Source organism: Streptomyces sp. (assembly GCF_035644915.1).
Taxonomy (GTDB): domain Bacteria; phylum Actinomycetota; class Actinomycetes; order Streptomycetales; family Streptomycetaceae; genus Streptomyces.
The window spans coordinates 25,917-52,916 of record NZ_DASQNP010000234.1 but is presented as its reverse complement, the minus strand read 5'-3'; the positions used below and the strand labels follow the sequence as shown (position 1 = coordinate 52,916).

23 protein-coding genes are annotated in these 27,000 nt (G+C 73.5%); 6 read left to right on the top strand and 17 right to left on the bottom strand.

Annotated features, from left to right (window positions below; translation table 11 throughout):
- Positions 1 to 2: 2 nt before the first annotated feature.
- Positions 3 to 2,942 carry a UPF0182 family protein gene (locus VE546_RS25205; protein ID WP_414720579.1) on the bottom strand — a complete coding sequence of 980 codons (2,940 nt, stop codon included), beginning with the start codon at positions 2,940 to 2,942 and terminating at the stop codon, positions 3 to 5.
- Positions 2,943 to 3,079: 137 nt separating this feature from the next.
- Here VE546_RS25205 and VE546_RS25200 point away from each other — a divergent pair, with 137 nt between their 5' ends.
- Positions 3,080 to 3,661: a PPA1309 family protein gene (locus tag VE546_RS25200; protein WP_324926197.1), complete on the top strand. Its 582-nt coding sequence runs from the start codon at positions 3,080 to 3,082 to the stop codon at positions 3,659 to 3,661.
- Positions 3,662 to 3,814: 153 nt separating this feature from the next.
- Here the strand turns inward: VE546_RS25200 and VE546_RS25195 are convergent, their stop codons facing one another.
- The 4 genes from VE546_RS25195 to VE546_RS25180 all read right to left on the bottom strand — a co-directional run bounded on the left by VE546_RS25195 (position 3,815) and on the right by VE546_RS25180 (position 7,073).
- Positions 3,815 to 4,903 carry a PDZ domain-containing protein gene (locus VE546_RS25195; RefSeq protein ID WP_324926195.1) on the bottom strand — a complete coding sequence of 363 codons (1,089 nt, stop codon included), beginning with the start codon at positions 4,901 to 4,903 and terminating at the stop codon, positions 3,815 to 3,817.
- A 24-nt stretch (positions 4,904 to 4,927) separates the two neighbouring features.
- Positions 4,928 to 5,179 (bottom strand): hypothetical protein, encoded by a 252-nt coding sequence (locus tag VE546_RS25190; protein WP_324926193.1) that lies wholly within the window; start codon positions 5,177 to 5,179, stop codon positions 4,928 to 4,930.
- A 266-nt stretch (positions 5,180 to 5,445) separates the two neighbouring features.
- Complete coding sequence (locus VE546_RS25185; RefSeq protein WP_324926191.1) at positions 5,446 to 5,904, bottom strand: molybdenum cofactor biosynthesis protein MoaE; 459 nt, start codon at positions 5,902 to 5,904, stop codon at positions 5,446 to 5,448.
- Positions 5,905 to 5,963: 59 nt separating this feature from the next.
- Positions 5,964 to 7,073, bottom strand: coding sequence for an SDR family oxidoreductase (locus VE546_RS25180; RefSeq protein ID WP_324926190.1), 1,110 nt, complete (start codon positions 7,071 to 7,073; stop codon positions 5,964 to 5,966).
- 135 nt (positions 7,074 to 7,208) lie between these two features.
- Here VE546_RS25180 and VE546_RS25175 point away from each other — a divergent pair, with 135 nt between their 5' ends.
- Positions 7,209 to 8,693, top strand: a complete 1,485-nt coding sequence (locus tag VE546_RS25175; protein WP_324926188.1) for a zinc-dependent metalloprotease — start codon at positions 7,209 to 7,211, stop codon at positions 8,691 to 8,693.
- Positions 8,690 to 9,217, top strand: a complete 528-nt coding sequence (locus VE546_RS25170; RefSeq protein ID WP_324926186.1) for an NUDIX hydrolase — start codon at positions 8,690 to 8,692, stop codon at positions 9,215 to 9,217. The genes VE546_RS25175 and VE546_RS25170 overlap by 4 nt, the downstream gene beginning before the upstream one ends.
- A gap of 42 nt (positions 9,218 to 9,259) precedes the next feature.
- Here the strand turns inward: VE546_RS25170 and VE546_RS25165 are convergent, their stop codons facing one another.
- The 4 genes from VE546_RS25165 to VE546_RS25150 form a co-directional block, all read right to left on the bottom strand.
- Positions 9,260 to 10,015, bottom strand: a complete 756-nt coding sequence (locus VE546_RS25165) for an AIM24 family protein (protein WP_324926184.1) — start codon at positions 10,013 to 10,015, stop codon at positions 9,260 to 9,262.
- Positions 10,016 to 10,032: 17 nt separating this feature from the next.
- A complete protein-coding gene (locus VE546_RS25160; RefSeq protein WP_324926182.1) occupies positions 10,033 to 10,716 on the bottom strand; it encodes an AIM24 family protein in 684 nt (227 codons plus the stop codon).
- An 11-nt stretch (positions 10,717 to 10,727) separates the two neighbouring features.
- Complete coding sequence (locus tag VE546_RS25155; RefSeq protein WP_324926180.1) at positions 10,728 to 12,425, bottom strand: TerD family protein; 1,698 nt, start codon at positions 12,423 to 12,425, stop codon at positions 10,728 to 10,730.
- 68 nt (positions 12,426 to 12,493) lie between these two features.
- On the bottom strand, positions 12,494 to 13,099 hold the full coding sequence (locus VE546_RS25150; RefSeq protein WP_414720576.1) for a M48 family metallopeptidase: 606 nt from the start codon (positions 13,097 to 13,099) through the stop codon (positions 12,494 to 12,496).
- Between the two features lie 273 nt (positions 13,100 to 13,372).
- Here VE546_RS25150 and VE546_RS25145 point away from each other — a divergent pair, with 273 nt between their 5' ends.
- Together VE546_RS25145 and VE546_RS25140 are read left to right on the top strand one after the other, a co-directional pair.
- A complete protein-coding gene (locus VE546_RS25145; RefSeq protein WP_324926178.1) occupies positions 13,373 to 14,488 on the top strand; it encodes a ThiF family adenylyltransferase in 1,116 nt (371 codons plus the stop codon).
- A gap of 54 nt (positions 14,489 to 14,542) precedes the next feature.
- A complete protein-coding gene (locus VE546_RS25140; protein WP_324926176.1) occupies positions 14,543 to 15,940 on the top strand; it encodes an AarF/ABC1/UbiB kinase family protein in 1,398 nt (465 codons plus the stop codon).
- Between the two features lie 221 nt (positions 15,941 to 16,161).
- Here the strand turns inward: VE546_RS25140 and VE546_RS25135 are convergent, their stop codons facing one another.
- The 4 genes from VE546_RS25135 to VE546_RS25120 all read right to left on the bottom strand — a co-directional run bounded on the left by VE546_RS25135 (position 16,162) and on the right by VE546_RS25120 (position 19,698).
- Positions 16,162 to 16,485: a hypothetical protein gene (locus VE546_RS25135; protein WP_324926174.1), complete on the bottom strand. Its 324-nt coding sequence runs from the start codon at positions 16,483 to 16,485 to the stop codon at positions 16,162 to 16,164.
- Positions 16,482 to 16,844 carry a WhiB family transcriptional regulator gene (locus VE546_RS25130; protein ID WP_324926172.1) on the bottom strand — a complete coding sequence of 121 codons (363 nt, stop codon included), beginning with the start codon at positions 16,842 to 16,844 and terminating at the stop codon, positions 16,482 to 16,484. Before VE546_RS25130 ends, VE546_RS25135 begins: the two co-directional genes overlap by 4 nt.
- A 130-nt stretch (positions 16,845 to 16,974) precedes the next feature.
- Positions 16,975 to 17,283 (bottom strand): hypothetical protein, encoded by a 309-nt coding sequence (locus tag VE546_RS25125; RefSeq protein WP_324926170.1) that lies wholly within the window; start codon positions 17,281 to 17,283, stop codon positions 16,975 to 16,977.
- Positions 17,284 to 17,430: 147 nt separating this feature from the next.
- A complete protein-coding gene (locus VE546_RS25120) occupies positions 17,431 to 19,698 on the bottom strand; it encodes an ATP-dependent DNA helicase UvrD2 (RefSeq protein WP_324926168.1) in 2,268 nt (755 codons plus the stop codon).
- A 250-nt stretch (positions 19,699 to 19,948) separates the two neighbouring features.
- Here VE546_RS25120 and VE546_RS25115 point away from each other — a divergent pair, with 250 nt between their 5' ends.
- Positions 19,949 to 20,191 (top strand): mycoredoxin, encoded by a 243-nt coding sequence (locus tag VE546_RS25115; RefSeq protein ID WP_324926166.1) that lies wholly within the window; start codon positions 19,949 to 19,951, stop codon positions 20,189 to 20,191.
- A 118-nt stretch (positions 20,192 to 20,309) separates the two neighbouring features.
- On the opposite strand, the gene VE546_RS25110 is transcribed toward VE546_RS25115, so the two are convergent.
- The 4 genes from VE546_RS25110 to VE546_RS25095 all read right to left on the bottom strand — a co-directional run bounded on the left by VE546_RS25110 (position 20,310) and on the right by VE546_RS25095 (position 26,862).
- Complete coding sequence (locus tag VE546_RS25110) at positions 20,310 to 21,137, bottom strand: nucleotidyltransferase domain-containing protein (RefSeq protein ID WP_324926164.1); 828 nt, start codon at positions 21,135 to 21,137, stop codon at positions 20,310 to 20,312.
- A 101-nt stretch (positions 21,138 to 21,238) separates the two neighbouring features.
- On the bottom strand, positions 21,239 to 22,177 hold the full coding sequence (nudC, locus tag VE546_RS25105; protein WP_324926162.1) for an NAD(+) diphosphatase: 939 nt from the start codon (positions 22,175 to 22,177) through the stop codon (positions 21,239 to 21,241).
- 309 nt (positions 22,178 to 22,486) lie between these two features.
- The gene (locus tag VE546_RS25100) at positions 22,487 to 25,984 is read right to left on the bottom strand and encodes an ATP-dependent DNA helicase (protein WP_324926160.1); all 3,498 of its coding nucleotides are present in this window, start codon (positions 25,982 to 25,984) and stop codon (positions 22,487 to 22,489) included.
- Between the two features lie 104 nt (positions 25,985 to 26,088).
- Positions 26,089 to 26,862: a hypothetical protein gene (locus VE546_RS25095; RefSeq protein ID WP_324926158.1), complete on the bottom strand. Its 774-nt coding sequence runs from the start codon at positions 26,860 to 26,862 to the stop codon at positions 26,089 to 26,091.
- Positions 26,863 to 27,000 lie beyond the last annotated feature (138 nt).

Here is a 27,000-nt window from a genome sequence, read left to right as displayed (position 1 = left end):
GTTCACTCTTCCTTGCGTCCCCCGTCGTTGCCGCCGTTGCCGGCGTCCTGGCTGTTCTTTCCGTCGCCGCCGGCCGCCCGCTCGGCGTCGGCGGCCCGCTGGAGCGCCTCCTCCAGGTCCTGCTGGGCCCTGCCGTAGGCCTCCCAGTCCTGCTCGCCCAGCGCCTCCTGGCCCGCCTCGAACGCGTCCTGCGCGTCCTGGAGGGCCTCCTGCACCGTCGCGTCCCCGGACGGGGGCGGCGTGGGAGCGCCCTCCTCCGCCGGCGGCTCCTCGCCGCGGTCCTCGTCCTCCCGGGGACCGTCCACGCCGAAGACCACGTTCAGGGCCTCGTCGAGGGTGTTCTCGAAGGCGGTCTTCTCGCCGTAGGTCACCAACACCTTCCGCAGCAGCGGGTAGTTGGTGCCCGCGCCGCGGACGTAGACCGGCTCCACGTAGAGCAGCCCGCCCTCCAGCGGCACGGTGAGCAGGTTGCCGTACTCGATCTCCGAGTCACCGCGCTGGAGGATGTTGATCTCGTTCGCGATCTCGGTGTCCGAGTTGAAGCGGCTCTGCACCTGCTGCGGGCCGGAGACCGTGGTGTTGGACGGCAGCTTCAGGATCCTGATCGTGCCGTAGTCCTTGCTGCGGGCGTCCGCGTTGACCGCCATGAAGGCTCCCAGCGTCTCGCGCCCGCTGGGGTTGAAGGTCGTGGTCAGGGAGAAGGTCTGCTCCTCCTGGTCCGGCATCTTCATGCTGAGGTAGTACGGCGGGACCGCGTTGGCGCTGCCCTTCTGCGTCGGGTCGTCCGGCACCTGCCAGCGCTCGCTGCCGCTGTAGAACTGGCCCGCGCTGGTGACGTGGTAGCGCGCCAGCAGCTCACGCTGGACCTTGAACAGGTCCTGCGGGTAGCGGAGGTGGTCCATCAGCGAGTCGCCGATGTTCTCGCGCGGCTCGACCGTCCCCGGGAACGCCTTCATCCAGGTCTTCAGCACCGGGTCCTCGGTGTCCCACTGGTACAGCTTCACCTCGCCCGAGTAGGCGTCCACGGTGGCCTTGACCGAGTTGCGGATGTAGTTGACCCGGTTCTGCTGGGCGATGACCGAACGCTGGCCGTCGGTCAGCGAGTCGGCCGTGGTGTCGCCCAGGGTCGTGCGGGACGAGTACGGGTACTGGTTCGTCGTGGTGTAGGCGTCGATGATCCACTGGATGCGGCCGTCCACCTCCGCCGGGTACGGGTCGCCGTCGATGGTCAGCCAGGGGGCGACCGCCTCGACGCGCTCCTTGGGCGTGCGGTTGTACAGGATCCGCGAACCCTCGCCGATCGCGCCCGAGTACAGGATCTGCGGCTCGTTGAAGGTCACGGCGTACGCCGCGCGGTTGACCGGGTTGGACAGGTCCACCCCGCTGTTGCCCTTGTAGCTGTAGGTCTTCTCCTCGCTGCCGGAGATGTAGTCCAGTTCCTTCTGGGGACCGCCGACGATGGAGTACTGCGTGGTCTTCTCGCCGTAGTAGATCCGCGGCTCGTAGTTCCCGAACTCGCCCTCCGGCGGGAGGTCCTTCTCCACGAAGTCGGGCACGCCGTTCGCGGCGACCGAGGTGCCCTTGCCGGCCACCATGCCGAAGCCGTGGGTGTACTTGAAGTGGTCGTTGATCCAGTTGCGCTCGGTGATGCCGTTGATGTTGATCTCGCGCAGGCCGACGACGGTGTCCTGCTCCTCGCCGTCCTCGGTGCTGTACCGGTCCACGTCCAGGGTGGCCGGGAACTGGTAGTAGCTGCGGACCTGCTGGAGCTGCTGGAAGCTGGGCGAGACGACGTTCGGGTCGAGCAGCCGGATGCTGGCGGTGCTCTCAGCCGCCGCCCGCAGCTCCTCGTTGCTCGCCTCGCTCTCGCCCTCGTAGTTCGAGACCTTGGCGTCGTCGATGCCGTAGGCCTCGCGCGTGGCCTTGATGTTCTTCTCGATGTACGGCGCTTCCTTGGCCTGCTCGTTCGGCTTGACCTGGAAGTTCTGCACGATCGCCGGGTAGAGCCCGCCGATCAGGATCGCCGAGAGGACCATCAGGCCGAAGCCGATCACCGGGAGCTGCCAGGTGCGCCGCCACAGGGTGGCGAAGAAGAGCACCGCGCAGATGGCGGCGATGAAGAACAGGATCGTCTTCGCCGGGAGGTACGCGTTGGCGTCGACGTAGCGCAGGCCCGTCCAGTTGTCGGTCGCCTTGAAGTCGCCGGACTTCACCGCCAGGCCGTAGCGGTCGAGCCAGTACGCCACCGCCTTGAGCGCGACGAAGATCCCGAGCAGCACCGAGAGGTGGCCGGTGGCCTGGGAGGTCGCCCGGGCGCCCGGGGTGGTGAGCCGCAGCCCCCCGTAGAGGTAGTGCACCAGCGCGGCGGCCAGCAGGGAGAGCACGGTGGCCGCGAAGCCGAAGCTCAGCAGGAAGCGGTACCAGGGCAGGTCGAACGCGTAGAACGACACGTCCTTGCCGAACTGGGGGTCCTCGCTGCCGAAGGGGACGCCGTTGATCCACATCAGCCAGGTGCGCCACTGGCCCGAGGCGGAGGCGCCGGCGATCAGTCCGACCAGCGCGGTGACCCCGAGCAGCACCCACTTCTTGTACGGGGCGATGCCCATCCGGTACCGGTCCAGGCTCTGCTGCTCCAGCGACATCGCGCTGAGCGGGGGCCGCAGCCGGTGGGCCAGCCAGATGTTGAAGCCGACGGCCGCGGCCATCAGCAGACCGAAGACGGCGAACAGGCCGATCTTGGTCCACAACGTGGTGGTGAAGACGGTGGTGTAGCGGACCGATCGATACCACAGCCAGTCGGTCCAGAACCCCGCGAACATGACGAACAGCATGGCCAGGACGGCGAGCACGCCCGCTGTCATCAGCAGGGTCTTGGCGCGCCTGGAGGGCCTGCCGACACTGATCCGTGGTCCGGTGGGCCCGCCCGGGCCCCGGTCCGGCATCTGGAAAGCCAAGGTGCGCACCTCGAAGAGTCGCAGCGGATGAAAGCAGGCCCCCGAATGCTAGGGCCCCACCCATGCAACTTACTCAACCTTTACCCGGTTCCCGTTTCCGGGGTGTTCGGCGGCACGATATGAGGATGAACAACCTCCCCATCGACGGCACACCTCTCGCCGCCAGCCCGCTGACCCGTGCCGTGCTCGAGATCGACGAGTACGCCGCGGGCCTGGGCTGGGACCAGCCCGCCCGCCTGTTCGCCCTGGTCGACACCGACCGGCTGCGCGCCGAGGAACCCGCCCTGGCCGAGCAGCTCGGCCTCGGCGGCGAGGGCGACGACGCCCCCTCCCCCGCCTCCCTCACCCCGGTCGAGCAGGACGAGCTGCCCCCCGGAATCCCCCTCGACGAGTTCCTCGGCACCATCGCCTGGCCCGACACGGTGGCCGGGTGCGCCATGACGGTGGAGCGGCTGATGCTGCCGCCGTCGGCGGAGGCGTCCGTCCCCGAGGGCCTCCAGGAGGAGGGCGCCGAGGAGCGGCTGGCGCAGTGGGTGGCCCAGCACCCCGAGCGCCAGGAGGTGCGGATGACCGTGGCGGTGCTGCGGGACGGCGCCCGCGAGACGGCGCTGCGGCTGCGCGAGAAGGACTCGCCGACCGAGGTGCTGACCGGACCGGACCTGGTCCCGGGCCTCACCGAGGCCCTGGCCGCCACCTTCGCCGACTGACGGTGGGCCGACCTCCCGCGGCCGGCCGCGGGAGGTCACGGAGGAGTCGCGGAGGACCGCGGAGCACCGCGGAAGGTTGCGGAAGGTTCCGCGAGGCCGCGGAAAGCCGCGGAGGGAGAGGGACCGGACGGGCGCCGGACGCGCGGGAACGGGTCAGTCCGCCGTGCACCGCGGCAGACCGGCCGTGTTCCCCTTCCTGATGTCCCCCAGGGCGTCCAGCGCGTCGTCGATCGTGCCGACCTTCACCAGGGTCAGGCCGTCGGGGACGTCGCGGAGCGCGGAGGCGCAGTTGTCCTCGGGGGTGAGGAAGTACTCGGCGCCCTTGTCCCGGGCGGCGATGGTCTTCATCTGGATGCCGCCGATCGGCCCGACCTCGCCCTCGCCGTCGATCGTGCCGGTACCGGCCACGAACTCGCCGCCGGTGAGGTCCTCCGGGGTGAGCTTGTCCACGATGCCGAGGGCGAACATCAGCCCGGCGCTGGGACCGCCGACGTCGGCGAGCTGGATGTCGATCTCGAACGGGAAGGTGTGGTCGAGCCCCGCCTGGATGCCGACGATCGCGCGCTTGTCGTCGTCGGCCGCGGTGGTGGTGACGGTGACCTCCCGGCTCCCGGCGGGCTCCTCGCCCTTCTTCTCCGCCGCCCGGGCCTGCTTGGCCGGGACGACGGTGAAGACCACGTCCTCGCCGGGCTCGTGCTCGGTCACCAGCCGGGCGACGTCGTCCGGCTGCTTCACCGGCTCGCCGTCCACGGCCCTGATCACGTCCCCGGCGTGCAGTTCGCCCTGGGCCGGACCCCCCTTGACCACGGAGGCGACGACCACCCTCTCCCCGACCGGGATGTCCAGTTCCCGCAGGGCGGCGACCTTGGCGCTCTCCAGCGACTGGCTGAACTCCTCGGCGTTCTCCTCCCGCACTTCCTCGGCGGACTTGTCGTCGGGGTACAGGGTGTCGTGCGGGACGACCGCGCTGTCGTCCGCCAGCCAGCCGTAGACGGCCTCCACCAGGTTCATCCGGTAGTCGGCGCCCGTGACCCGGACGGTGGTCATGTTGAGGTGGCCGGACGTCTCGTACGTCCTCCTGCCCTCGATGCTCAGCACCGGCTCGCCGCCGTGCTCACCGAGAGTGTTGACCGTGGGCCCCGGGGACATCTCGGCGTACGGCACCCTGATCAGGACACCGGCGCAGAGCACGGCTATGAGCAGCAGGGTGGAGGTGAGCATCGTCGCGGTCCGGCGTGGCATGCCACGACAGTACGGGACCGGCCGTCAGTCGGCTGCGGGGGCCCGTCCGTCCGGAGCCGCGCGGAGCACGGCGGTGGTCGCGCGGTGGGGATCGGCGCCCTCCTCCCGCCGGTGTCCGTGGCCGTGGGGGCGTTCCATGGCGGCGCGGAACGCCTCGTACCCGGCGACTCCCTCGGCGTCCCCGGAGCCGCTGGGCTTCCTCGAGACCCACACGGCCCACACGGCCGCCCCCACCGTGGCGGCGAACGGAATCAGCAACCAGGCGAGTGCCGCCACAGTGACCTCCCGATCCCTCGAATGCGCCGAAACCGGCCTATGAGCAGACTAGATCCCGGAAGGGCAACGGTTCCGGCAAGGGTCGAGTTCCGCAACCCGGAAGCCGCCCGCTCCTCGGTGCCGGCCCTGCGTGGACTGTTCCCGGCAGCCGCCCCGGCATTCCCCCCGCGGGCATGGCACACCCGCCCGACCACCACCCCCCGAAGGACGGCGCTACGCGCCGCCCCGCCCACCCGCCACCCGACCACCACCCCTCAAGGACGGCGCTACGCGCCGACCCACTCCTCTGTGCCGTTCGTGAAGGTCTGGTGCTTCCAGATCGGGACCTGGTGCTTCAGGTCGTCGATCAGGCGGCGGCACGCCTCGAACGCCTCGGCGCGGTGCGGGCAGGAGACGGCGACGACCACGGCCAGGTCACCGACCGACAGGTCGCCCACCCGGTGGACCGCGGCGAGCGCCCGTACGGGGAAGTCGGCGGCCACCTTCTCGGCGACGCGGCGGAGTTCGGCCTCGGCCGTGGGGTGCGAGGAGTACCCGAGCCGGGCCACGTCGGCGCCGCCGTCGTGGTCGCGCACGGTGCCGACGAACAGGGCGGTGCCGCCCGCGGCGGAGTCGCCGACGGCCGCGAAGACCTCGTCCACGGAGAGCGGGGTGTCACGGATCGCGAGGAGCCGGATCGGGTCGGCGCCCGCCCGCTCACCGGGGTGGTCGTACGTCTGTGCCATGGGCCCATGGTGCCGTACGCCCCCGGGGGGCCGGGGGAGCGGCCGCCTGCCGGGCGGCGTCACATCCGGCGGCGGGCCTTGCGCGCGCGGCGGACCAGGGCGGCGGTGCCCACCAGGGCGACGGTCGCACCCGCGGCGCCGAGCGTGGTGGCGTCCTTGCGGCCCAGGCGGCGTCCGGCGACCGTGCGGCGCCCGGCGACCTCCTTCAGCAGCTCGGCCAGCACCTCCTCGTTGGTCCACTTCGGCCGCCAGCCCGCCTCGTGCAGCCGGGAGCCGCTGACCACCCAGGGGTGCATGGTGTACGCCAGGTCACCGGCCGGCGAGGGGGTCAGGCCCAGGCGGTGCAGCCGGGAGGCCGCGCCGAGCGCGACGGCCGAGGGCAGTTCCATGCGGCGGATGCCGGACAGCTCCTCGACCTCCTCCTGCTCCAGCCACCCGTCGCAGCCGACCGCCAGTTCGCCCTCCACCTTCTCCAGCGCCGCGTACTCCAGGGCGCTGGCCAGGTCCTCGACGTGGCAGAACTGCCAGCAGGGCCGGGAGCCCGCCACGACCAGCAGGCGCGGTGACTCGAAGTAGCGGGTCAGGGCGGTGTCCGTGCCGCCGACGAGGACGGTGGGGCGCACCACGGTGACGTTCAGGCCGGGGTGCGCCCGGGGAGCGCGCTTGGCGAGCCGTTCGATCTCCAGCAGGTCGCCGACGCCCGTGGCCTCGGCGGTCGCCCGCAGTTCGGCGTCCTCGGCCAGCGGCACGTCGTTGTCGGGCAGCGCCCCGTAGACCATCGCCGAGGTGCACAGCACCACCCGGCGCACGCCCGCGGCCGCGGCCGCGGTCAGCACGGTCTGGGCGCCGCGCACGTTGTAGGCGGTGCGGGCGGTGGGGTCGGTCTCCAGGTCCAGGTCGAGGGCGAGGTGCACCACGGCGTCCACCGGGTCGCCGTCGCCGCGCAGCCGGTCGGCGATGGCCGGGTCCCGGATGTCCAGGACGTGCCACTGGGCCCCCTCCACCTCGCCGCGGCGCTCGTCGAGGGCGATCACCCGGTCCACCTCCGGGGACGCCACCAGCCTCTCGGTGAGCAGCGCGCCGACCCCCGACGCTGCGCCGGTGACCGCGATGGTGCGCCGCGCGGCTCCGTTACGCGGACCGCGAACGTTTGGCTCCTGGGAACTCACCGGGTGTCTCCCGCGGTTGTCTCTGGTACGACGTGCGCAGGATCCATCCTGCACGAGAGGTGTCTAGGCTGGACGTAAAGCCCACCCCATCGCACACCATCCCACCGTCCCATCCACCAGAGCCGAGGAACCCCCGTGAGTGACACCCCATTCGGATTCGGCCTTCCGCCGGAGGAGCCGGAGGACGGCGACGACGGACGGAAGAAGGGCGGTCAGGGGCCGAACCCGTTCGGGTTCGGCAGCGGCCAGGGCAACGCCGAGAACCCCTTCGCGGCGATGTTCGGCGCGCTGGGCGGCCCCGGCGGCGTCAACCCCAACGACCTGGGCGCCGCGTTCCAGCGGCTCGGCCAGATGCTCAGTTACGAGGGCGGGCCGGTCAACTGGGACATGGCCAAGGACATCGCCCGGCAGACCGTCGCCGCGGGCACCCAGGACGGCACCAAGGACGCCAGTGTCGGCCCGCAGGAGCGCAGGGAGGTGGAGGAGGCCGTCCGCCTGGCCGACCTGTGGCTGGACGGCGTGACCTCGCTGCCCTCCGGCGCGGGCTCGGCGGTCGCCTGGAGCCGCGCCGAGTGGGTGGAGGCCACCCTCCCGGTGTGGAAGGACCTGGTGGACCCCCTGGCCGAACGGGTCGGGGCGGCCATGGGCGACGTGCTGCCCGAGGAGATGCAGGCCATGGCGGGCCCGCTGATCGGCATGATGCGCTCCATGGGCGGCGCGATGTTCGGCTCCCAGATCGGGCAGGCGCTGGGCGTGCTGGCCGGCGAGGTCGTCGGCTCCACCGACATCGGGCTGCCGCTGGGCCCGAAGGGCAGGGCGGCGCTGCTGCCGATCAACATCACCGCCTTCGGCAAGGACCTGGGCGTGCCGCTGGACGAGGTGCGGCTGTACCTCGCGCTGCGCGAGGCGGCGCACCAGCGGCTCTTCGCGCACGTGCCGTGGCTGCGCTCGCACCTGTTCGGCGCGGTCGAGGGGTACGCGCGCGGCATCAGGGTGGACACCGCCAGGCTGGAGGACCTCGTCGGGCAGCTCGACCCGACGCGTCCGGAGGAGCTCCAGGAGGCGCTGCAGGAGGGCATGTTCCGGCCGGAGGACACCGCCGAGCAGAAGGCGGCCCTGGCCCGGCTGGAGACGGCGCTCGCCCTCGTCGAGGGCTGGGTGGACGCGGTGGTGCACGCCGCCGCCGAACCGCACCTGCCGTCCGCCTCCGCGCTGCGCGAGACGCTGCGCCGCCGCCGCGCCAGCGGCGGTCCGGCCGAGCAGACCTTCGCCACGCTGATCGGCCTGGAGCTGCGGCCCCGGCGGCTGCGCGACGCCTCCCGGCTGTGGGCCTCGCTCACCGACGCCCGCGGGGTGGACGGCCGCGACGGGCTGTGGTCCCACCCGGACATGCTGCCGACCGCCGAGGACCTCGACGACCCGGACGGCTTCGTCCACCGCGAGCAGCTCGACTTCTCGGAGCTGGAGGGGCTGCTGAAGGACGGCGCGGACGGGGCCGGCGAGGGCGGACCGCGCCCGGAGGAGGGCCGCGGGGACGGCGGAGGCGACGGGGACGACACCGGCGGCGGAGGCGGCACCGGCGGCAGGGACGGTGGGGACGGCACCGGCGGCGCCCGGTGAGCCTGCACCAGGACGCGGTGCGGGTCCTCACGGAGTGGCCCGCGCCGGACGCGGCGCAGGACGCGCTGCGGCAGGCGTACGGCGACCACCTGGCCGCCCACCCGGACGGGGTGTGGAAGTCCTGCGCGGACGGGCACATCACGGCGAGCGCGCTCGTGGTGGACCCCCGCCGCGGACGCGTGCTGCTCACCCACCACCGCAAGCTGCGGATGTGGCTCCAGACGGGCGGGCACTGCGAGCCCGGTGACGCCACGCTCGCCGGTGCCGCCCTGCGGGAGGCCACCGAGGAGTCGGGCATCGCCGGGCTCACCCTGCTGCCGGGCGGGCCCGCCCGGCTGGACCGGCACCTCACCCCCTGCGCCTGGCACCTGGACGTGCAGTACGCCGTCCTGGCCCCTGACGGCGCGCTGGAGGCGGTCAGCGAGGAGTCCCTGGAGCTGCGCTGGTTCGCCTACGACGAGGTGGCGTCCGTGGCCGACGACTCCGTGGTACGGCTGGTGGACCGCATCCGCGCACTGCTGTGAGGCAGGGCGCGCGGGCATGGCCCGCGCGCCCGCTCATGCGCGTCAGCCGAAGCGGTTGCCCTGGTTCTGGCCGTATGCGCCGTGCCGGCCCATGCCGTACTGCGCCCCCAGCCCCTGGCCGACCACCGCGTTCTGCGGGGGGAGCAGCTCACTGGGCTGGACGAGGGCGTACCCCTGGCCCATGAAGCTCAGCTCCCAGCCCTCCCCCGTGCTGCCGCGCCGCCGCCACACGCTCTGGGAACTGGTCTGCGCCTGCATCTGCACCCGCAGCGAGCCGGACCAGGCCACCACCGCGTCGGCGTCGGCGCTGACGTACGTCTGGGGGGTGACCTGGAGAACCAGCGGCTGGCCGGAGGTCATCAGGGCCACCTTGCCCCGGCCGGTGATGTTGAGGTTGTAGGCGCCGGATCCGGAGATGCCGAACTGGCTGTCCACCGCGATCACCTCCCAGTGCAGGGAGGAGTCCAGGGCCAGGACGTAGGAGCTGTCGACCGTCAGGCCTTCCGGCTCCACGTCCATGACGTGGACGTACTGGGCGAGGTTGGCCAGGTAGACCGTGCCCTGCCCGGAGCAGCGCATCAGCTCCAGGTTCTCGCCGGTGCGCGCCTGCCTGCGGCGCTGCTCGCGCGACTGGTACTCGCCGTCGAACTCCAGCAGCCCCTGGTAGGCGACCATCGCGCCCTTGCGGGCGAGCACGTCGTCCTGGCCGCCGAGCTGGACCCGCAGCAGTTGCGGGTTCTGCAGGACGTAGCGGTCCTGGCTCTGGACCTCGGTGTAGCCGAAGAGCGGACTCTGCATGCTTCTTCCTTCCCCCCTCAGCCCCGGACGCGCAGGCGGTCGGTGCTGTCCTCGCTGGGCTGTACGACGACGAACCCCTGGCCGGAGAAGGCGATCTGGTACGCCTCCCCGCTGCCGCGGCCGATCAGCGCGCCCGCCTTCATGGTGCGCTTGCCCTTCATCCTCAGGCCGGACGACCAGGCGACGAGGGCGTCGGGGTCGACGTACGTCTCGTCCTCGCCGCGTCCGCAGTCCACCACGACGGGCGTGCCGCGGGAGGTGAGGGCGACCCATCCGGTGCCGGAGATCCCGACGTTGAACAGGCCCTGTCCGGCGAACTTCGCCAGCCCCTTGACGCGCTCGACGCCCCACTGGAGATGGGCGTCGAAGGCGAGGAGGTTGGTGCCGTTGACGGAGACGGCCTCGTTGGCGAGGTTGAGGCAGACGACCTCGGCGCCGTAGTCGGCGAGGTAGAGCAGTCCGTCGCCGCTGCACCTCATCAGCGGGGCGCCCTCGCCGGTGAGCCACTGGGAGGCCATCTGGCGGACGGCCGGCGGGTTGGCCTCGTACTGGACGAAGCCCTCGTAGGCGATCATCGATCCGGTGCGGGCGAAGACGTCCTGGCCGCTGGCCATGGCGATCCTCACCATGTGCGCGCCGTGGTTCTCCATGCGGGCGGTGACGGGGGCCGGGGTGTAGCCCGAGATCACTGGCTGGTTCATGACGGGCTCCCTCAGACCTCGTAGGGCTGGACGACGATGAAGTTGCCGGGCGCGCCGCGGAACTGGAGGTTCACGGTCTCCCCGCTGTGTCCCGGATAGGCGTTGCGGCGCAGCCGCACCTGGCTGGAGATGATCACCTGTGCGCCGGCCGACCAGGCGACGACGGCCTGGCAGTCGGCGAAGGTGGTCGGGGTGACGGGCAGGACGACCGGGGTGCCCCGCGTCGTGACCACGACGGTGCCGGTGCCCTGGAACTGCAGGGTGAACAGCGCGCCGCCGGGAATGCCGTGGCCCTCGATCCGGCGCACCTCGTACTGGAGGCCCTCGTCGAAGGCGAGCACGTTCTCGGCGGAGACGCACACGGCGTCGCCCTGGAGCTCGATGGGGTGGACGTGCGCGGCGTTCTCGGCGAAGAACACCTGGCCCCGGCCGGTGCAGCGCATCAGCTGCATCTCCTGGCCGGTGGCGTTGCCGACGATCCGGCCGGCGAATCCGGCGCTCTTGTAGGAGAAGTCGACCTTGCCCTGGTAGAGCACCATGCTGCCCTGACGGGCGAGGACGCCCTGGCCGTCGAGGCCGAGGTCGGCCCGGATGAGCGCCGGGTTCTGCAGGGTCCAGCGCCGGCCGGTGGGCGCCTCGCGGTACTTCTCCAGCGCGGCGCCGATCCCCGCCGCGGGCCCCTGGGGCACCGGCTGGGCGCCGGGATGGCCGGGGACCTGCCCGAAGGGCTGCTGGGGAGCCGGCGGCTGCGCGAAGGGGTTGGGCACGGGCTGGCCGGGAAGTCCGCCGGGCACCGTGGGGGCCGGGGGCACGGGGGCGGCCGGCGCGGGCGGGACGGGCGGGGCCGCCTGCCCGGGGAGGCCCGGCTGGGTCGGCGTCTCCGGCCGGCCTCCGTACGGGGGCGGGGCGGGCTGTCCCGGCTGCGGGGACTGCGACTGGCCGAAGGGCGGGGCGGCCGGCGCGGGGACGGACATCGGTGCGGGGGGCGGAACCGGCTGCGGTGCGGGGGCGGGGATCTGCGGAGCCGGAGCAGGAGCGGGGACCGGAGCGGGGACCTGCGGTGCCGGAGCGGGGGCGGGAGCCGGCTGCGGAGCCGCCGGGGGCGCGAACCCGGGCGCCGGGCCCGGGGGCGGGGCGAAGCCCGGTGCCGCGGCGGCGGGGGCCGCGGGCGCGGACTCCTCCTCGAGGACCTCGCCGCCGAAGTGTCTCAGCAGCGCCTCCAGTCCTCCGTCGAAGCCCTGCCCGACCGCCGCGAAGCGCCAGCCGTCCTTGACGTAGAAGTCGCCGAGCATCACGGCCCGCTCGGTGGTGAACTCCGAGCCGTCGAACGCGTACCGCGCGACCTCCTCGCCCCCCGCGACGATCCGCAGGTAGCCGGGATCGGCCTGGGACATCTGCCCGGCACCGTCGATCGTCGCGGTGAAGGAGAGCTTCCGGATGTTCGCGGGGATGCGGTCCAGGGTCACCCTGAAGGACTCGGTGTCGCCCGCCTGCGCGCCCAGGAGCCGGATCGACTCCTCCGGCGACGTGGACTGGTTGTAGAAGATGAAGTAGCGGTCGTCCGAGAGCCGCTCATCGGCGTCCAGGCCGAAACAGCTGATGTCGAAGGACATCCCGGGGCCCGAGATCCGCACCCCCACGTACAGATCCGTCCCGGCTGTCAGATCGCTGATCCTGGCCTTGTGGCCGCGTTGGAATTCCCTGGCCATGCGTAACGACCGTCCCCCATCCGATGCGTGAATTGCGTTGCGTCAGGCTAACGGGTGCGTTGTCGCCCTCACTCGTCCTGCGCGCAGGGAGGATGCGGCAGCCGGTCGGCGGCCACCACGCCCTCCAGGAACCCGCGGGCCCGCTCGGTGCGCGGATAGGCGTCCAGCAGCCGCCAGAAGCGCGGGCCGTGGCCGGGGACCAGCAGGTGCGCCAGTTCGTGCAGGAGGACGTAGTCCAGTACGTACTCCGGCATGCCCTGGAGCCGGTGGGAGAGGCGGATGCTGCCCTCCGCGGGGGTGCACGAGCCCCAGCGGGTGTTCTGGTTGGTGACCCAGCGGACCGTGGCCGGGCGGGCGCGCCCCTGGAGGTACTGCTCGGAGAGCCGCGCCGCGCGGGCGGCCAGCTCGCCGTCGTCGAGCCTCCTCCTGCTCTCCTGGGCGGCCAGCTTGTCGAGCATGACGTCCACCCAGCGCCGCTCCTCGTCCTCGGACATCCGGGCCGGGATGAGGACGATGGTGCGGTCGCCCTCGCGGTAGGCGGAGACCGTACGCCGGCGGCGTGAACTGCGGCGGACCTCGACCGCGCCCGGTGCCCGCACCGTCCCGGCCGCCGCACCGTCCGGCTCGGATCCCTGGTGCGGTGGTTCGGTGCTGTTCAGCGGGTTGGCGGGCACGTCACGACGTTACCCGCTGACACCGGCGGAAGTCCTGCCTCCGGCGGGCTTCCGGGAGAAGCACCCCGCCGCGCGGGACGCCCGCGCGCCCCGGGGAGCGCCCCCGGATCGCCGTCGGCCCGGCACCGGTATGACGAATGCCGCGGCCTGTGGACAACTTTCCGCGCCGTCCGCGGCGGAGGCGCATGCTGGGGTCCGTCCGCGTTCGGCGGGCTCCGGCCGGGCTTCCGGCCGGGGCCGTCCGTGCTCTCAGCGCGCTTCAGGGGGTCTGGCATGCATCCGATGGTCAAACCGGCGCTGCGGCGCGCCTGGCGGGACCGGCACACCGTGCGGTACGGGGTGACGCCCGCGCACGCGGTGCTGCTGGGCCCGGTGGACACCGCGACCGGCAGCTTCCTGGAGCTGTTCGACGGCACCCGCAGCCTGCCGCAGCTCAGGGACGCGGCGGAGGCCATGGGGCTCGGGGCGGACGCGGCCGACGCCCTGGTGGCCCGGCTGACGGCCGCGGGGCTGCTGGACGACGCCACCGCGCACCGGCGGGCCGCCGCCCGGGTGGACGACCGGCTGCGCCCCGACCTGGGCTCGCTCTCGGTGCTCCGGCCGGAACCGGGCGGCGGGGTGCGGCGGCTGGCCGCCCGGGCGGCGGCCCGGGTCCAGGTGCGCGGCGCGGGCCGGGTCGGGGCGACGCTGGCGGCGCTGCTGTCGGCGGCCGGTGTGGGGCGGGTCGACGTGGTGGACGGGGGCTGTGTGGCGCCGTGGGACACCGCACCGGGAGGCATCGCGCCCGAGCAGGCCGGGGAGCGGCGGGTCTCGGCGGCGGGCAAGGCGGTGCGGCGGGCGGCTCCCGGGTTCCGGCCGCCCCGCCCCGACACGGGGGAGGCCGATCCGGGGCTCGGCCTGGTGGTGTTCGCGCCGCGCGACGGGCTGGCCGCCTACGCCCCGGATCCTGTCGCGGCCGGGGAGCTGGTCGGCGGCGGACAGCCGCACCTGTACGCCGGGGTGGTGGAGGGCACCGGCTTCGTGGGGCCGCTGGTACTGCCGGGGGCGACGGCGTGCGCCGAGTGTCTGATGCGGGGGTGCTCGGAGCGGGAGCCGGCCTGGCCGCTGGTGGTGGCGCAGTGGCGGTCGGCACGGCGGTCGGGCGTGCCCGCCTGCGACGTGGCGCTGGCGACGGTGGTCGCGGGGGCTGCCGCCGCCTGTGCGCTGCGCTTCCTGGACGGGGACGGGAGCTGTGTCACGGACGCCCGGCAGCACTGGGTGCTGCCGGATCTGCGCCCCGAGTCCGAGCCGGTGCGTCCGCACGCGGAGTGTCCGTGCGGTGCCGCTTCCGTGCGCGGTGGCCGCCCACCCTCGGCGGATGGGGCCCAGCGGTCCACAATGGCCACATGACCGCTGTCCTCGGCGCTGCCACCTGGTCGTGCTGTCGGGAAGTTGGAGGGGCACATGTCGGATCTTCCGCGCAAGGCCGTCACCCGTACCGCCAAGCTGGCCGCGCTGCCGCTGGGGATAGCGGGACGGGCGACCTGGGGGCTGGGCAAGCGGATCGGCGGATACTCCGCGGAGCTGGTGGGCAGTGAACTGCAGCAGCGCACCGCCGAGCAGCTTTTCAAGGTTCTCGGGGAGCTGAAGGGGGGTGCCATGAAGTTCGGCCAGGCGCTGTCGGTCTTCGAATCGGCCCTCCCGGAGGAGGTGGCCGGGCCCTACCGCGCGGCGTTGACCAAGCTCCAGGAGGCGGCGCCGCCGATGCCCGTGGCCACCGTGCACACCGCACTGGCCGAGCGGATGGGCGAGGACTGGCGGGATCTGTTCGAGGAGTTCGAGGACAAGCCCTCGGCGGCGGCCTCGATAGGCCAGGTGCACCGCGGGGTCTGGCACGACGGGCGCCCGGTGGCGGTCAAGGTGCAGTACCCGGGCGCCGGCGAGGCGCTGCTGTCGGATCTCAACCAGCTTGGGCGCTTCGTCCGGCTGCTGGGGCCGCTCATCCCGGGCATGGACATCAAGCCGCTGGTCTCGGAGCTGCGCGACCGGGTCTCCGAGGAGCTGGACTACGAGCTGGAGGCGCAGGCCCAGCGGACGTACGCGGCGGAGTTCGCCGACGACCCGGACGTACGGGTGCCGGACGTGGTGTACCAGTGCGACCAGGTGCTGGTCACCGAGTGGCTGGAGGGGGTGCCCCTGGCCGAGGTGATCAGGAACGGGCGGAAGGAGGAGCGGGACCGGGCCGGGCAACTGCTGGCGCGCTTCCTCTTCTCCGGCACGGCCCGTACGGGGCTGCTGCACGCCGATCCGCACCCCGGGAACTTCCGGCTGCTGACCGGCGACGCCCCCGACGGCCCTCCGGAGGAGTGGCGGCTGGGCGTGATGGACTTCGGCACGGTCGACCGGCTTCCGGAGGGGCTGCCGCCGACGATCGGCACCGCGCTGCGGATGGCGCTCGACGGTGACGCGGAAGCGGTGTACGAGCTGCTGCGCGACGAGGGGTTCATCAAGCCGACGGTCGAGCTGGATCCCGAGGCGGTGCTGGACTACCTCCTGCCGATCATCGAGCCCGCCCAGGTGGAGGAGTTCACCTTCTCCCGGGGGTGGATGCGGGAGCAGGCGGCGCGGCTCGCGGATCCGCGTTCACCCGCGTACCAGTTGGGCAAGCAGCTCAACCTGCCTCCCTCCTACCTGCTGATCCACCGGGTGACGCTCAGCACGATCGGAGTGCTGTGCCAGCTCGGTGCGCAGGTCCGGATGCGGGAGGAGATGGAGGACTGGGTTCCGGGCTTCCTGGAGGAGGAAGAGGAGGACTACGGGGACGTGGAGGACGAGGTGGAGGTGACGGAGACCTCCGCCTGAGCCGGTCCCCCGGCTGAAGCGGGACGGCCGCGGGAGCCGTGGAAAGCCCTGAAAAGAGGGGAACCGGGGCGGTGTTCGCCCCGGTTCCCCGGTCTCCCGGCGCCGATGGCCGGTGGCGGATGCCGGCGCCGTTCGTCGGCGCACGGTGTCGGTGCGGGCCGTCGGCACCGGCCGTCACGTCAGTGGTGCCGCTCGCCGACTGCTCACCGGTCGCTCACCGGTCACTGCATGACGGCCAGGGCCAGCGCGCGGCGGGCCCGCAGGGAGGCCCGCTCGGCGCGGCGCTGCATGCGGCGCGCGACGAGCAGCCGGTGGGCCCGTTGGTCGGCCTTGGCCTCCCTCATGCGTTCGTGCATATGGGCACGGGCCAGGGCTTCTGGGATGAGTTGCATGTCACGGGTCCTGTTCTGACGCGAGGCGGTCGTGTCGGGCTGATTGCTGGCGTGGTTCTCGGTGTGGAGGGTCATCGTGGGCTCCCGTTCCGGGAAGGGACGCAGCGCGGGACCGTGCGTCGCGGGTCGGTCGATCGTGCCGGCGGTTTTCATGCCGTGACCGGGTTCTTGCGGGGGCGGCCACGGGGCCGCTTGCGGGGCACGACGACTCCCTGGACGAACAGCTCGCCGCCCCAGACGCCCCAGGGCTCGCGGCGGTCCTTCGCCCCGGCGAGGCAGGCCTCGCGCAGCGGGCAGGTCTGGCAGAGGGACTTGGCGTACTCCACGTCGGCCGGCGACTCGGCGAAGAAGACCTCCGGGTCGTAGCTGCGGCAGGGCACGGCCACACCGAGACGCTCGATGGCGTCGTCCAGCTCGGTGAGCGTGGTGAGGGCGGTCAAGGACTCCTCCGTGGGGTCGGACGGTCGGATCGGGTCGGGCTGTACGGACGGGGCGTGCGTTGGGATGTGCACGGCGGTGAGTTCCTCGTCTGTGTCGTCTCTTCGACCCGGCTGGTGGCCGGGCCGCTTGGGGAAAACAGAAGGGCCGCGGATCCCGGTGTGGGTTCCGCGGCCCTGGAAGGTGCCGACCTGATCGTGCCGATCAGGCTGGATCTCTCCAGGGTTCGAGCCCACGGAAGGCCCACATCGTGTGGTGCTGCGACTGCTTCTGTCCGTTGCCGGCACCATTGGCCGCGCCGGTAAAGGCATAGGCATCCGCCTGTGCCGCCACCGCTGCCGCAGGTGCCTGGGTCGGTCGCTCGCCGGCGCGCTCACGGGTCGACGGGACCGCGAGGGACACCAAACGCACGGCCGCGGTACCGGAGACACCGGTGCCGGACAGGCGGGAGCCGAGCAGGCAGGAGGCAATGGCCTCGTGACCGATCAGTTCCCTCGTGATCGTGCTGGTCATCGAAGCTCGCCTCCTCTCGGCGTCTTGGGGATCGACCGGTGTCGATCCGGGTGTTCGGAAATCAGTACAGCATGGACGGAGTGGGGCGGGAAGGCCTCGCCTCGTCCATGCCCGGAAGGCTATGAGGCTTTACACGGCGCGCGCAAACTATTTTTCCGGCGGATTCGTAACAGCCTCTGTGACAGTTTCCGGAGCCCCTCCATCCGCTTGTTCGTTCGGCTCTTCGTCCCCCTGTTCCCGCTGGTCCGCGGCGTCCTCGCCGATCTCCTCGCCCGCGCACAGGGCCAGCACCTCGGCGCCGAACCGCTGGAGCTTGCGTCCGCCCACGCCCGGGATCCGCGCCAGCTCCGCCTCGTTGTCGGGCAGGGTCTCGGCGATCGCCATGAGGGTCTTGTCGGTGAAGACGCAGTACGCGGGCTGGCCGAGCTCCCGCGCCCGGACCGACCGCCACTCCCGCAGCCGCTCGTACAGCTCCTCGTCGAGGTCCGAGGGGCAGTCCTCGCAGCGCATCAGCTTCATCTCGCCCGGATCGGTGAGGGTGCGCCCGCAGACCCGGCACCGCACCGGCCCGCGCCGCCTGCGCGTCCGGCCCGCGCCGCCGCGCTCGACGCCTCCGGCACCACCGCCGGCCCGGCCGCCGGCCGCCGGCGAGCCGGGGCGCAGCCCGTCCAGGAATCGGCTCGGACGGCGCCCGCCGCGGCCGCCCGGCGAACGGGACAGCGCCCAGGACAGGGAGAGGTGGCGCCGGGCGCGGGTGACGCCGACGTAGAGCAGCCGGCGCTCCTCCTCGATCTGCTCGTCGGTCCTGGCGTAGGTGATCGGTACCGTCCCGTCGGTCAGTCCGACCAGGAAGACCGCGTCCCACTCCAGGCCCTTGGCGGCGTGCAGCGAAGCGAGGGTGACGCCCTCGACGGTGGGGGCGTGCTGGGCGTTCGCCCGCTCGTCGAGTTCGGCCACGAAGTCGGCCAGTGTCGCCTGCGGTCGGGCCCGGGCGAACTCCTCGGCGAGCCGCACCAGGGCGGCCAGCGACTCCCACCGGTCGCGCACCGCGCCCGATCCGGCCGGGGGTTCGGGTGTCCAGCCGGTGCCGCCGAGCACCGCCCGCACCTGGGAGGGGAGGTCCACCACGTCGGCCAGCAGCGTGTCGTTGCCCCCGGCGCGGGCGGCGCCGCGCAGGGCGAGACCGGCCTCGCGCACCTCGGGCCGCTCGAAGAAGCGCTCGGCGCCCCGCAGTTGGTAGGGCACCGCCGCGTCGGCGAGGGCCTGCTCGTAGATCTCGGACTGGGCGTTGACGCGGTAGAGGACCGCGATCTCGCTCGCGGGGACCCCGGAGTCGATCAGCTCCCGGATGCGGCGGGCGACGCCCTCGGCCTCGGCCGGCTCGTCGGGGAACTCGGTGTAGACGGGCTCGGGCCCGGGCTCGCGCTGGGAGACCAGTTCGAGCCGGTGCTCGGCGGCCCGGCCCCGCGCCTGGGCCAGCAGCCCGTTGGCCAGGTGCACCACCTGCGGCGTGGAGCGGTAGTCGCGCACCAGCTTCACCACGGTGGCGTGGGGGTGGCGGGCGCGGAAGTTCAGCAGGTGGTCGGGGGTGGCACCGGTGAAGGAGTAGATCGTCTGGCTGGCGTCGCCGACCACGCAGATCGTGTCCCGCTCCCCCAGCCACAGCTCCAGCAGCCGCTGCTGGAGCGGGCTGACGTCCTGGTACTCGTCCACGACGAAGTGCTGGTACTGCTGCCGCACGGTGTCGGCGATGTCGGGCCGCTCCTCCAGGATGCCGACCGTGAGCAGCAGCACGTCCTCGAAGTCGATCACCGCCCGCTCGCGCTTGAGCTGCTCGTAGAGCCCGTAGATCCGGCTGATCTCGACCGCGTCCCGCGGCGCCTCGCGCGCGGACTTCGCCACCGCGGCCGGATAGTCCTCCGGCACCGTCTGGGTGACCTTGGCCCACTCGATCTCGCTCGTCACGTCGCGCAGTTCGTTGCGGTCGAGCCGGATGCGGCAGCGGGCCGCGGCCTCCGCGACGAGCTGGACCTTGCGCTCCAGCAGGCGCGGCAGCTCGCCGCCGACCGCCTTCGGCCAGAAGTACTGCAACTGCCGCAGGGCCGCGGAGTGGAAGGTGCGCGCCTGGACGCCGCCCGCGCCGAGCTGGCGCAGGCGCCCGCGCATCTCCCCCGCCGCGCGGTTGGTGAAGGTGACGGCCAGCACGCTCGCGGGCGGGAACACCCCGGCCCGCACCCCGTACGCGATCCGGTGCGTGATGGCCCGGGTCTTGCCCGTACCGGCCCCCGCCAGCACGCACACCGGACCGTGCAGTGCCGTCGCGACCTCGCGCTGCTCGGGGTCGAGCCCGTCGAGCACGGCGTCCGGCGAGTCGGGGACGGATGGGAACAGGGGTGAGGACGTTGCTGCTGTCACCCCGCCATGCTGCCAGGTCGGCGGGAGTGCCCGTCACCGTTGTCCACAGGCGGCCGGAGTCGTTCGGACCGGCGGGGGCGGCACGCCGCGCGGACGCCGTCGGGCGCACCGGCGGCTTCCGGGACGGCCCCGGGGCGGCCTTCGGACCGGCCTCCCGGGCGGAGGGGAGGGGAGCGGGAATGCCGCCGGCCGGTTGAACGTTCCACGAGTGCCAACTGCCGAGACGAGGACGTAAGGAGCGCGAGCACTCATGGCGGGAACGGTGACGATGTACAGCACCACCTGGTGTGGCTACTGCCGCCGGCTCAAGAGCCAGATGGACCGCGAGGGGATCGCGTACACCGAGGTCAACATCGAGCAGGACCCGGAGGCCGCGGCCTTCGTCGAGAAGGTCAACAACGGCAACCAGCTCGTCCCGACCGTGCTCTTCCCCGACGGCTCGGCCCTCCCCAACCCGTCGATCGCCCAGGTCAAGGAGAGAATCGGCGCCTGAGTACCCGTGCGCGGGGCGGTCTTCGCGGTCCGGTGACCGCGGAGGCCGCCCCGCGGCGCGTTCCGCGCCGGCCGACCGGCGGGCGGCGGGACGGCGGTCGGCGGGACGGGACGGGTCGTCAGTCCGCCGCGGCGGGCGCCTCCCCGGACGTCCCCGCCCTCCCGGACCCCTCGCCGAACGCCGCACCGAACGCCGCGCAGAACGCTTCCTCGAACAGCGCCCCGGCGCCGTCGACGGCCGCCGACAGCGCTTCGGGGGACGCCTCCAGACCCGCGACGATGCCGTCGACGCGGCGCAGTCCGGCCCGCGCCAGCAGCGTCTTCTCGTTGGTCACCCACTCGCCGCGGGCCGCGAGGACGGCGTGCCCAGCCTGCATGCCCGCGGTGGCGACGGCCCCGGCGACCTCGGTGAGCCGGCCGCGCGGGGCGTGGTTGGCCCCGGCGTAGGCCAGGGTGAGGCGCGCGGTGTCCCGCCAGCGCCCGGCGGCCGCCTCGCGCAGCGCCCGCGGATAGGACGGACGGGGCAGTTCGCCGCGGAGCACCCGGTTGACGGCCAGTTCGCCGACCACCAGGTAGCTGGGGATGCCGGCCAGGTGGAACATCAGGGGCTCGCAGTGGAAGCGCCCCCGCTCCGCCTCGGCCATCTGGTGCTCCACGACGTCCAGGTCGCGGTAGTGCACGTCGACCCGGCGGCCGTCCACGGTCAGCCAGGCGCCGCCGTTGAACACCCCGCCGCCCCAGGCGCCGATCCCGAAGACCTCTCCGGGCCAGCCGACCGCCCGCAGGTCCTCCGGGTCGAACGCGCCCCGGTAGTAGACGGCGAGGTCCCAGTCGCTGTCGGGCCGGTGCGTCCCCTGGGCGCGGGAGCCGCCCAGGGCCACCGCCCGGACGCCGGGAAGCCCCGCGAGCCGGTCCGCGACGTGGTCGAGGAACGTCGTGTCGTCCACGGAACGTCCGCCCCTTCCGGTGGGTGCCGCCACTGTCCTGACACCGTGCAGCGTGCCACGGCGGCGGGCCGGACGCCCGGGGCACCCGGGACGGCCGGCGGTCACGGCCGCGGCAGCGGCTCGCCGTACCACAGCTCGATCAGCCGGGCCGCGATCGAGATGCCGGACGGCGGCAGCACCTCGCCCGAGGCGAACGCGGCGCGCAGCTCGTCGCGGGAGAACCAGCGGGCCTCCTCGATCTCCTCGCCGTCCACCCGGATCTCGGTGGAGGTGGCGCGCGCCACGAAGCCCAGCATCAGGCTGGACGGGAAGGGCCACGGCTGGCTGGCGACGTACTCCACCTCGCCGATCGTGACGCCGACCTCCTCGCCCGCCTCCCGGACGACGGCCTGCTCGATGGACTCCCCCGGCTCCACGAAGCCCGCGAGCGTGGAGAAGCGCCCCCGGGGCCAGTGCACCTGACGGCCCAGCAGGGCCCGGTCCTCGGCGTCCGTCACCAGCATGATCACGGCGGGGTCGGTGCGCGGGTAGTGCTCGGCGCCGCAGGCCGGGCAGCGGCGGATGTGGCCGGCGGCGGCGATGACCGTGCGCTCGCCGCAGCGCGAGCAGAAGCGGTGCATCCGCTGCCAGTTCTCCAGGGCCACCGCGTGCACCATCAGTTGCGCGTCGCGCTCGGAGAGCAGGGCACCGGCCTCCCGCAGCCCCGCCGGGCGGGCCGCGTCGTCCATCCGGCCCGGCAGCGTGTCCTTCTGCAGGGCGAAGTAGCGCACGCCGTCCCCGTCGACGCCGAGGAAGTAGCGGTGCGCCTCGGTCAGCGGGGCGTCGAAGGACGGCATGGTCACCAGCTCGGCGCGACCGTCCCCGGTGTCCTCGATCAGCACCTGCCCGCCGGACACCACGAAGCAGCGGGTCGTCGGGTGGCTCCAGGCCGCCGCGAGCCACGCCTCGTCCAGCCGGTGGTGGGCGGCGCGGTCGATGCCGCCGGTGGCGGTGAGCGTGATCGGACGGTGGGCGTCGGTGCGGTCGGGCCAGGTGATCACGGCTGCTTCCCACTTCCCCTGCGGCGTGAACGGTGGTTCGTGTGCGTACGGCTGCGGGCCGGTGCCCGGCCGGACCGGCACGCGCGGACCCGTCGGCCGCCGGCCGGTTCCGCGTTCTCCCGGCGTGGTGGAAGCCCCCTCCCCCGCCGCCGGCGGCACCGCTCGCGCACGGCCGTTCCCTCCGCCTCCGCCTCCCGGCTCCGGGGGACGCGGGACGCCCGGGACCCCCGCGGGCGGGGGGCAGGCCAGCGGGGTGCGCGCGGACGGCGGTGTCCGCGAGCGGCCGGGGCGGTGCTCATGCGCCCGAGCCTATCCGGCCGCCCCGCCCGTCCCGGAATCGGCCGCCGCGCCCTCCCGGGGCCCCGGCCCGCCGGAGTCGTCCGGCACTTCCGGATCGTCCTGTCCGCCGTACGCCGGTTCGCCGCTTTCCTCCGGCCCCGCCGGCTCCTGCGGTCCGTGCAGCAGCAGCCGCTCCAGCTCGGCCCGGCCGGGCAGGTGGGCGGGGCGGATCAGCTCGCCGCTGCGGACGTGCAGGAAGGCGGCGCGCACGGCCGCCGGCGGCAGCCCGTGCCGCTCGGCCCAGGCGAGGCGGTAGACGGCGAGCTGGAGGGGGTCGGCGGTCCGGGAGCGGCCGGTCTTCCAGTCGATGATCTCGAAGCCCTCGCCGTCCTCGTCCCGGTACACCGCGTCGATCCGGCCGCGGATCACCCGCCCGGCGAGCACGATCTGGAAGGGCACCTCGATCCGGTACGGGGTGCGGTGGGCGTAGGGGGTCCGGCCGAACGCCTCCTTGAGCGCGGCCAGGTCCTCCTCGTCGGCGATCTCCGCGGCGGTCGCCCCCGGGTACGCGTCCCCCTCCTCCCCGCCGGGCAGTTCCTCGGGGCCGAGCAGGGGCAGTTCCAGCTCCTCGAAGCGGGACTCCAGCCAGGCGTGGAACCGGGTGCCACGGCGGGCGGCGGCGGGCCGCGGCGGGCGCGGCATGGGCCGGGCCAGGTCCCGCGCGAAGCCCTCGGGGTCGGCGGCGAGGCGCACGAGCTGGGTCGCGGACAGGGACGCGGGCAGCGGCACCTCCCGTACGCCCGACCGGGTGCGCCGCAGTTCCTCGGTGAGCGCGTCCAGGTCCCGGTCCCAGGAGGCCACCAGCCGCGCCTCCTCCGGGGTCAGCCCGTCCGGCCCGGCGGACTCCCCCGGCGACGACTCCCCCGCCGGCGCCTCCCGGGGCCGGGGCAGCACCCGGCCCGCCGGCCGCCCGTCCGTTCCGTCCGCTTCTCCGGGGGCGCCCGGCCCGTCCGCCGCGTCCCGCCCGTCCAGGTGGGCCATGACCCGGGCGGCGGCCTCGCGGCGGAGCCTCAGGGCCTCCTCGTCCAGCGGCAGGGGCCACGCACGCTCCTCGGCCGCCTCCGCCAGGGCCGGGTTCTCCTCGTCCTCCCCGGGCGGCTCGGCCCAGTGCTCGACCTCGCCGTGCCGCGGGTCGGCCTCGCAGTGCTCGCGCAGGGCGTGCAGGAACGAGGAGGGGCCGCGCGGCGTCTTCTGGTTCGGCCCCCACCAGTGGCCCGAGCCGAGCAGCAGGGAGCGGGGCCGGGTGAAGGTGACGTAGCCCAGTCGCAGTTCCTCGGTGTACTGGTGCTCCTTCACCGCCGTGTCGTAGTCCTTGCGGTCCCTGGCCGTCCAGCCCGCCAGCTCCGGCAGGGTCGCCGCGTCGCCGCGCAGCGCGGGCGGCAGCACCCTGGGCTGGGCGAGCCAGGACTCGCGGGCCTGCTCGCTGGGGAAGTGCCTGGCGACCAGCCCGGGTACGGCCACCACGTCCCACTCCAGGCCCTTGGACTTGTGCGCGGTGAGCACCTTCACGGTGTTCTCGCCGCCGGGCAGCGAGCTGTCCAGGCCCTTCTCGTACTCGGCGGCGGCGCGCAGGAAGCCCAGGAAGGCCAGCAGGGTGGACTGCCCGTCCAGCGACGCGAAGCCCGCCGCGATGTCCAGGAAGGTGCCCAGCGTCTCCCGGCGCCGGGCGGCCAGCGCGTGCGGCGAGGCGGAGAGTTCGACCTCCAGGCCGGTGACGGACAGCACCCGGTGCAGCACGTCCATCAGCGGGTCGCCGAGCGAGCGCCGCAGCTCCCGTATCTCGGCGGCCAGCCGGGCGAAGCGCACCCGGGCCTCGGGGGAGAACGGCAGCGAGTCCTCGTGGCCGCCGGGCTCCAGGAAGGTGTCGAGGGCGTCGGCCAGCGAGACCACCTCGGCCGGGTCGGTGCCCTCCACGGCGGCGGCCAGCCGCTTCCCGACGTCCACCGCCCCGTCCTCCGTCCGCGGCCCGCCGGGCACCAGCAGCCGGGCGCGCCGTCCCAGCAGGGCCAGGTCGCGCGGGCCGATGCGCCAGCGCGGGCCGGTGAGCAGCCGCACCAGGGCGGCGTTGGCGGTCGGGTCCTGGAGGACCTCGCACATGGCGACCAGGTCGGCGATCTCCGGCAGGTGCAGCAGTCCCGACAGGCCGACGACCTCGACCGGCACCTCGCGGGCCACCAGCGCGCCCTGGATCTCGGCGAAGTCGCCGGCGGTGCGGCACAGCACGGCGATCTCGCCGGGCGGGGTGCCGGTGTTCACCAGGTGGGCGATGGAGTCGGCCAGCCAGGCGATCTCCTCGGCGTGGGTGCGCAGCAGCGCGCAGCGCACCAGGCCGTCGCGTTCGGCGCCGGGGGCGGGGCGCAGCGCCTCGACTCCCGCGTGGCGGGCGCGCAGCGGCGCGGCCAGGGTGTTGGCCAGCTCCAGCAGCCGTCCGCCGCTGCGGCGGTTCTCGCTCAGGGCGTGGCGGCGGGCGGGGGTGCCGTCGGCGTGCGGGAAGTGCTCGGGGAAGTCGTCGAGGTTGGCCACGGACGCGCCGCGCCAGCCGTAGATCGCCTGGCAGGGGTCGCCGACCGCGGTGACCGCGTGGCCGGTGCCCGAGCCGAACAGCCCGGCCAGCAGGACGCGCTGGGCGACGGAGGTGTCCTGGTACTCGTCCAGGAGCACCACGGCGTACTCCTCGCGCAGGACCCGTCCGACCTCGGGGACGTCGCGCGCCAGCTTCGCCGACAGGGCCATCTGGTCGCCGAAGTCGATCAGTTCGCGCTCGCGCTTGCGCCTGCGGTACTCCTCGACGAGTCCCAGCAGCTCCAGCCGGCCCCGCACGGTCTCGGGCACCTTGCGCAGGGCGGCGTTGGTGAGTTTCACCCGGCCGCTCTCCAGCAGCTCCAGCAGCTCGGTGTCGTACTCCCGCAACCGCTCGGGCTCCACCAGGTGTTCGGAGAGTTCGGCGTCGAGCGCGAGCAGGTCCCGGACGAGTTCGCCGACGGACTTGGTCAGCGCCGTGAAGGGGCCGGGCGCGGTGCGCAGCACCGAGGCGGCGAGCTGGTAGCGCGTGGCGTCGGCGAGCAGCCGGGCCGACGGCTCCAGGCCCAGCCGCAGGCCGTGCTCGGTCAGCAGTTGCCCGGCGAAGGCGTGGTAGGTGGAGATCCGCGGCTCGCCGGGCGCGTGGTCGGGGTCGGCCGGGTCGGGGTCCAGCACCCCGGCCTTGTGCAGCGCCGTGCGCACGCGGTCGGTCAGCTCGCCGGCCGCCTTGTTGGTGAAGGTCAGGCCGAGCACCCGCTCGGGCGCGACCTGCCCGGTGCCCACCAGCCAGACCACGCGGGCGGCCATCACCGTCGTCTTGCCCGAGCCGGCTCCGGCCACGATGACCTGCGGGGCGGGCGGGGCGGTGATGCACTCCATCTGCTCGGCGGTGAAGGGGATGCCGAGGAGCCGTCTGAGGTCGTCGGGGTCGGTGAGCTGTGCGGGCACCCGCAAGACGCTAGCGCTCCCCGCCGACAGCCGCCGCGGGGCGGTCGGCGGCGGGGAGCGGCCGGCGCGTCACCGGGCGGCGGGCGCCCGGTGGTCAACTCCCGTCACCGGGCGCCGGATTGGCGCAGCTTCTCCAGGTCGACGACCTCGGACGGGGCCGGCTCCTCGATCTCGACCGGCTTGTCGTAGTCGGTGAAGTCCATCACACCGGGCTCGTCGCCGCCCTTGTTCTCCATCCGCAGGATGTAGGGCTTGTCGTCGTCGTTGGCGACGTGGACGGTGGTGGTCCCGCCGTCCTCCTTCTCGGTCAGCGGGATGGCCGGCTGTCCGTTGACCTCGGTCACCTCGCCCTTGGTGGCCGCCCCGGTGTCGTTCGCGTCCATGTCCGCCAGCAGCGCGTCGAGGTCGCAGAACTCGCCGGCCCCGGCGCCGGCGTCCTGCGCACCCGCCTTCATCCAGCGGTTCTTGAGCATCTGGACGATCGTCTCGGCCTCCGGCTCGCCCTGGCTCTGGTTCCGCCAGAACTGCTCGTCGGCCTTGATGTACGTCTCGGTGCCGGTGCCGATCACCTCGGCGGTGCCGCCGTCCATCGCCATCGAGCCGGTGCACTTGCCTCCCTCGGTGAGCGCCATGTCGACGTCGAGCTGCTTGCCGTCGGTGGTCATCCGGCCCTTCACGCGCAGGGATTCGGCCGCCTTCATGGCATCGACGGTCTTCTCGGCGATCTCCTGGGGGGAGCTGCCCTGGAGTTCCGTCGTGGCGGTCTTCCCGGCGGCGCCGTCGTCGGCGTCCGCGCCGCCGTTCCCGCCGGAGCAGCCCACCAGTCCCGCGGCCATGGTGAGGACGGCCGCCGCCAGGATGCTCTTCTTGCGTGCCACTCTTCTCGGTACCTCTCGTCACGTGCGCTTGCCGTCCGGACTGTTGGGACTGCGGACACCGGGACCCGGTTCCGGGGATGGCCGGAAATCTTCGGTGGCCTGCCGCGCGGCGCTCCGTCCCGTCCGCCGCGCGCCGTC

Excerpts from the sequence above, each read along its gene's own strand:
- VE546_RS25145 (WP_324926178.1), top strand. The coding sequence starts at position 13,373 with ATGCATCCGATGGTCAAACCGGCGCTGCGGCGCGCCTGGCGGGACCGG.
- VE546_RS25155 (WP_324926180.1), bottom strand. The coding sequence starts at position 12,425 with ATGGCCAGGGAATTCCAACGCGGCCACAAGGCCAGGATCAGCGATCTG.
- VE546_RS25205 (WP_414720579.1), bottom strand. The coding sequence starts at position 2,942 with ATGCCGGACCGGGGCCCGGGCGGGCCCACCGGACCACGGATCAGTGTC.
- VE546_RS25195 (WP_324926195.1), bottom strand. The coding sequence starts at position 4,903 with ATGCCACGCCGGACCGCGACGATGCTCACCTCCACCCTGCTGCTCATA.
- VE546_RS25125 (WP_324926170.1), bottom strand. The coding sequence starts at position 17,283 with ATGACCAGCACGATCACGAGGGAACTGATCGGTCACGAGGCCATTGCC.
- VE546_RS25185 (WP_324926191.1), bottom strand. The coding sequence starts at position 5,904 with ATGGCACAGACGTACGACCACCCCGGTGAGCGGGCGGGCGCCGACCCG.
- VE546_RS25165 (WP_324926184.1), bottom strand. The coding sequence starts at position 10,015 with ATGCAGAGTCCGCTCTTCGGCTACACCGAGGTCCAGAGCCAGGACCGC.
- VE546_RS25140 (WP_324926176.1), top strand. The coding sequence starts at position 14,543 with ATGTCGGATCTTCCGCGCAAGGCCGTCACCCGTACCGCCAAGCTGGCC.
- VE546_RS25160 (WP_324926182.1), bottom strand. The coding sequence starts at position 10,716 with ATGAACCAGCCAGTGATCTCGGGCTACACCCCGGCCCCCGTCACCGCC.
- VE546_RS25200 (WP_324926197.1), top strand. The coding sequence starts at position 3,080 with ATGAACAACCTCCCCATCGACGGCACACCTCTCGCCGCCAGCCCGCTG.
- VE546_RS25115 (WP_324926166.1), top strand. The coding sequence starts at position 19,949 with ATGGCGGGAACGGTGACGATGTACAGCACCACCTGGTGTGGCTACTGC.
- VE546_RS25135 (WP_324926174.1), bottom strand. The coding sequence starts at position 16,485 with ATGAAAACCGCCGGCACGATCGACCGACCCGCGACGCACGGTCCCGCG.